Here is a 4,647-nt window from a genome sequence, read left to right on the forward strand (position 1 = left end):
GGCGTGTCGGCGCCGGCGGGCGGCGCGTCGGCTGCGGCCGGCAGCAGCACGTCCTTCGCGACCGTGCCTTCGGGGCCGTATTCGCCGGCGACGGCGAGGCACGCCTTCTCGCGATGCTGGGCCATGTCGTTCGACATCAGCGCGAACATCGACTGCACCCGGCCGCCGAACGGGCCGCGCGGGCTGACGTCGGCCGATCGGGTGCCCTGCTTGACCAGCAGCGCCTCGAAGGTGTCGGTCCCGATCCGATAGCCGCAGATGTTCGACGCCGCGAAGATGTAGGCTGCGAATTCCAGCGCCCGCGGGGCCGGGGCGTTGCGGATCTGCGCCGCGGCGGGCTGCGCGGCGAGACCGAGGCTCAGGAGGGCGGCCGCGGCGGCCGGCGTGGCGAACATGCGCATGGGCGAAAGTTTCCTCATCGTCGTCGACGACTTCTTGCGAGTCGTTGAGACGGGCGAGATACGCCGAACGGTGAACGCCGCCCAGGGGGAGCGGCCCGACGGATTGCCTCAGGCCACGCAGGACAAAGGTGAAGGTCGTTCGTGGTTAAGCGTTATCTGCGTTGCAATCGATAGCGGCGTTTCTACCGCGTCACTGGCCGTCCCGGTCCCTCGTCTGCCTTGCGGAACCGCGGAACTTGTTTCGACTTGATCCTGCCCTACGCGGGGGTTCGAAGCCTGCTATTAACCGGTGGCGAGCAGATCGGAGTCCGACATCTTCCGCAATGAGCCGGACTGGACGCCGCATGCACTTCGCCCTCGACCACCGCGCAGAGCCAGATCCCGCCTTCGTGCCGCCGTCGCTGCGCCTCGCCGAACCGAGCGACGCACCCTCGGGCGAGCGCCGCAACCGCTACGCCCGCTGGGCCCTGCACGAGCGGCTGGGGGAAGGCGACGTCGTCGCCCTGCTGATGCGCAACCAGCCCGACGTGCTCGCGATCTGGCAGGGCCTTGGCTCCGTCGGCGTCACCGTGATGCCGCTCGACCTCACCCTGCGCGGGACCGCGCTTGCCCGGAGCCTCGACGCGATCGGCCCGCGCCACCTGTTCGTCGACGCCGGCCTCGCGGAGACGCTGTGCAGCGTCCAGGGCCTCGTCTCGGTTCAGCCGCTGGTGTGGTGGCACGGCGGCGCCGACTTCGCCCGCATCGACCTCGAGATCGCCGAGTACGACGACGCCCCGCTCGCCCCGCAGGCGCTGCCGGCGCGCCGGGCCTGAGCCATCCTCGAAACCCGACGCGTCCGTGATAGGCTTGACCGGCCATCGAGACGGGAGCCAGGGCATGTCCTCGACCGCGCAGACCGACGCGCCGCTGCTGCTTCGCGCGGATGCCGAAGGCATCGCCACGCTGACGCTGAACCGCGGTCCGGCCCGCAACGCGCTGTCCCTCGGGCTGATGGCGGCCTTGCAGGATGCGCTCGACGCGATCGCCGAGGATCGAGCCGTGCGCGTCGTCGTGCTGCGCGGCGCCGGGCCGGCCTTCTGCGCCGGTCACGATCTCAAGGAGATGCGCGCGCATCCCGGGCGCGAGGCCGCGGCCGAGGTGTTCCGCGCCTGCTCCCGGCTGATGCTGGCGATCACCCGGCTGCCGCAGCCGGTGATCGCGCAGGTTCACGGCATCGCCACCGCCGCCGGCTGCCAGCTGGTCGCGACCTGCGATCTCGCGGTCTGCGCCGACGACGCCCGCTTCGCGACGCCCGGGGTCAACATCGGCCTGTTCTGCTCGACCCCGATGGTCGCGCTCTCCCGCGCGGTGCCGCGCAAGGCGGCGATGGAGATGCTGCTGCTCGGCGAGCCGATCGACGCCGCGGAGGCGTTGCGCATCGGCCTCGTCAACCGTGCGGTGCCGACCGCCGATCTCGATGCGACGGTGCAGGCGATGGCGATGCGCATCGCGGGCAAGTCGGCGCGGGTGGTGGCGATCGGCAAGGAAGCCTTCGGCCGCCAGGCGGAGCTCGGCCTCGAGGAGGCCTACGCCTACGCCGCCGAGGTCATGACCCGGAACATGATGCTCGCCGACGCCGACGAGGGCATCGATGCCTTCCTTCAGAAGCGCACGCCGCGCTGGCCGGCGTGAGCCGCGGTCGAGCCGCGCGGTTCGGCGCGCGAAACGTCCGTCAGCCGCGGCCGGCCGGAACCGGGAAGCGGCGCGCGAACCAGTCGCGCAGCACCGCGCGCTCGTAATACAGGCCGCCGGTCGAGAAGCGTGGGTTGGCCGTCAGCATGAAGTTGGGGTCGGTGACCGTATCCTCGCCGCTGGCGACCACCCGCTTGCCACGCCGCAGTGCGTAGGCGAGCCGGATCCGCGGCGGCGTGAAGTCCTGGACGATCCGCAGGCCACTCGGCGTGCCGAAGCCCGGCCGCTCGTACCCGGCGAGATCGATGTCGAGGACGGTGATGTCGAGGCTCTCGTCGGGGCCGAGGCGCCGGCTGCCGAGGTCCTGGAAGATCCGCGTCATCTCCGCCAGCGTCAGCCGCAGGCTCCGGCCGGAGGAGGCCCAACGGTCCTCCGCGTCGGTGAAGCGCTCCGGCGCGACGTAGCGCACGCCGACCTGCGCGACGGCGGGACCGCCGAGCGCGAGACCCGTCAGGGCTGCCAGGACGACGCGCCTCATTGCTTGGCGCGGTTGATCACGGCGAGCAGCGCGCGGGCGACCGGCTCGGTCACGTTGCGGCGGTACTTGCGGTGGACCAGCTGCCCGTTGTGGTAGACGTCGTGCTCGACGTAGAGCCGCTCGCCGTCCCACCGCACGATGTTGTCGGTCTCGGTCGTCTCCTCGACGCCGAGGTCGTCCCGAAGGATCGCGCTGCCGGTCTGGGTGAACATGCGCAGCTCCTCGCACCTTGATCGGGGATCGCCCGCGCAGACGATCCGTCCGTAGGGTCCACAATAGGCAACCGGCGCAGGCTGCGCCAGTTGCGGCACCGCTCCGGCCCCCGACAAGGACAGCTCGGCTTCGCGGTCGCGGGCATCTCAGCGGATCGTGATCTGATCCTTGATCTTGTCGTAGGTCGCGCGGCTGAGCACGCGCTTCGACAGCAACTGGTCGATCGTCGTGTAGGGCCGGCGCTGGATGATCGCCCGCCCGATGCTGCCGCCGCCGCGCAACCCGTTCAGCTCCGCCAGCGATGCGGTGTTGAGGTCGACCAGCGCCAGCGCGCGCGGTCCGGCGCTGTCGCCGGCCTCGTTCACCTCCGCCTGACCGGTCGGTTGTGACTCCGGCACGGATTGCGAGAGAACCGGGGCTTCCGCGGTCGGCTGGGGTGCCGGAGCGGGTGTGGGCGCGGGATCCGGCGATACCGGCGGCGCGGCGAGGTCCGCTCGAGGCGCTGCGGGGGACGGGATCAGCGTCGGCGTCCCGACCTTTCGCGGCGCCGGGGCGACGGATGCCGGCGGCACGGAGACCGGCGGCGCCTGCGCCGGCGACGGTGCGTGCGGCAGAAAATACTGGATCAGGGCGGCGAGGCAGCCCGCGACGACCAGCAGAAGCGAGATCCGCAGAATCGTCGAACCGCTCAGCATCGCCCCTCCCATCCGTGTTGTTTGGCAAACGCTTGGCAAGTTTTGCAAACGCTTGGCAAGATAGAGACGTTGCGCTGCCGGAGCAAAGCACGGCGTAGACGATCGGGCCGGCCGTCAACAAGCGTCGGCGCGGAAGACCTTCGGACAGCTCGCGGGGCCTTCGGCATCGACGCCGGCTCCGCGCCGGCCCATACCCGCCGGGATGCCGACCGCCCGCCTCGACCCCGCCCGCCTCGCCTTCTCCGACGCCGCGCCCAAGCGCGGCTGGAGCGATAGGCCGCCGATGACCTGGACCTACGGGACGGCGGCCGAGATCGTCGGGCGGCTGGGCCGGGCCCTGCGGACGTGGCGGCTGCCGCCGGGAAGCCGGATCGGCCTGTGGTTTCCCGGAAGCACCGAGGGATTGGTCGCCCACCTCGCCGTCGAGGCGGCGGGGCACGTCCCCTGCCCGCTGCCCGCGTCCTGGACCGAGGCGCAGGCGGCGGCCGGCATCCAGGCGGCCGGCCTCTCCGCGGTGCTGACCCAGACCCATGTCGGGGCCGGCCGCCCGGCGGAGGCGATGTGCCGGATCGCGGCCGGCTATTTCGGCCTGCGCTATCTCGCCGCCTTCGGCCCGGCCGTGCCCGACGGCGTGATCAACCTCGACGCGCTCGCCCTCGACCGGGCCGGGGGCGCCGTTGCGTTGCCCGAGACCGGCGGCGGCCTCGTCAGCTTCGTGGCGGGCGATCCGGCGCGGCCGGTCCACCGGACGGGCGACGCCCTGCTCGCGGCGGTCGCCGCGCACCTGGTCTCGGCCCGGATCGAGCCCGGCGACCGCATCCTCACCCTGCTGCCGCCCTCGGATCTGCGCGGGATCGTCACCGGCCTCGGCGCGGCGCTCGCCGTCGGCGCCGACCTCGAGACGATGCCGGTCTTCGACGGAGGCGCGCTGATCGAGAGCCTGGCGCATCCGCGCCCGACCCATCTCGTCGCCCCGGCCTTCCTGGAGGGTGCGCTCGACGCCCTGGAGCGCGCGGTGGAGGCCGGCCACGACCTCGTCGATGCGCTCGGTCGGGATGGTGATCGTCCGGATCGGCTGCCGTCCGGCCGGCTTCTCGTCGAGGACCGAGACGTCCATGTCGCCGAA

The 4,647-nt window shown here is 72.1% G+C and carries 7 protein-coding genes; 3 read left to right on the top strand and 4 right to left on the bottom strand.

Annotation, left to right across the window (positions count from 1 at the left end; genetic code table 11):
- The coding region (locus FV223_RS20660; RefSeq protein ID WP_147728769.1) for a hypothetical protein at positions 1-395 on the bottom strand (395 nt) is incomplete at its 3' end.
- A gap of 350 nt (positions 396-745) precedes the next feature.
- Between FV223_RS20660 and FV223_RS20665 the strand changes: the two genes are divergently transcribed.
- Together FV223_RS20665 and FV223_RS20670 are read left to right on the top strand one after the other, a co-directional pair.
- Positions 746-1,216 (top strand): AMP-binding protein, encoded by a 471-nt coding sequence (locus tag FV223_RS20665; RefSeq protein ID WP_243933380.1) that lies wholly within the window; start codon positions 746-748, stop codon positions 1,214-1,216.
- Positions 1,217-1,280: 64 nt separating this feature from the next.
- On the top strand, positions 1,281-2,075 hold the full coding sequence (locus tag FV223_RS20670) for an enoyl-CoA hydratase (RefSeq protein WP_147728764.1): 795 nt from the start codon (positions 1,281-1,283) through the stop codon (positions 2,073-2,075).
- 40 nt (positions 2,076-2,115) lie between these two features.
- On the opposite strand, the gene FV223_RS20675 is transcribed toward FV223_RS20670, so the two are convergent.
- The 3 genes from FV223_RS20675 to FV223_RS20685 form a co-directional block, all read right to left on the bottom strand.
- Positions 2,116-2,613: a DUF3016 domain-containing protein gene (locus FV223_RS20675; RefSeq protein ID WP_147728765.1), complete on the bottom strand. Its 498-nt coding sequence runs from the start codon at positions 2,611-2,613 to the stop codon at positions 2,116-2,118.
- Complete coding sequence (locus FV223_RS20680; protein WP_147728766.1) at positions 2,610-2,825, bottom strand: hypothetical protein; 216 nt, start codon at positions 2,823-2,825, stop codon at positions 2,610-2,612. The genes FV223_RS20675 and FV223_RS20680 overlap by 4 nt, the downstream gene beginning before the upstream one ends.
- 147 nt (positions 2,826-2,972) lie before the next feature.
- A complete protein-coding gene (locus FV223_RS20685; protein ID WP_147728767.1) occupies positions 2,973-3,521 on the bottom strand; it encodes a helix-hairpin-helix domain-containing protein in 549 nt (182 codons plus the stop codon).
- 202 nt (positions 3,522-3,723) lie between these two features.
- Between FV223_RS20685 and FV223_RS20690 the strand changes: the two genes are divergently transcribed.
- Positions 3,724-4,647, top strand: a 924-nt coding sequence (locus FV223_RS20690) for an AMP-binding protein (RefSeq protein WP_147728768.1), incomplete at its 3' end; no start/stop codon positions are given.

This window comes from Methylobacterium sp. WL116, from assembly GCF_008039455.1.
In the GTDB taxonomy this organism is placed as follows: domain Bacteria; phylum Pseudomonadota; class Alphaproteobacteria; order Rhizobiales; family Beijerinckiaceae; genus Methylobacterium.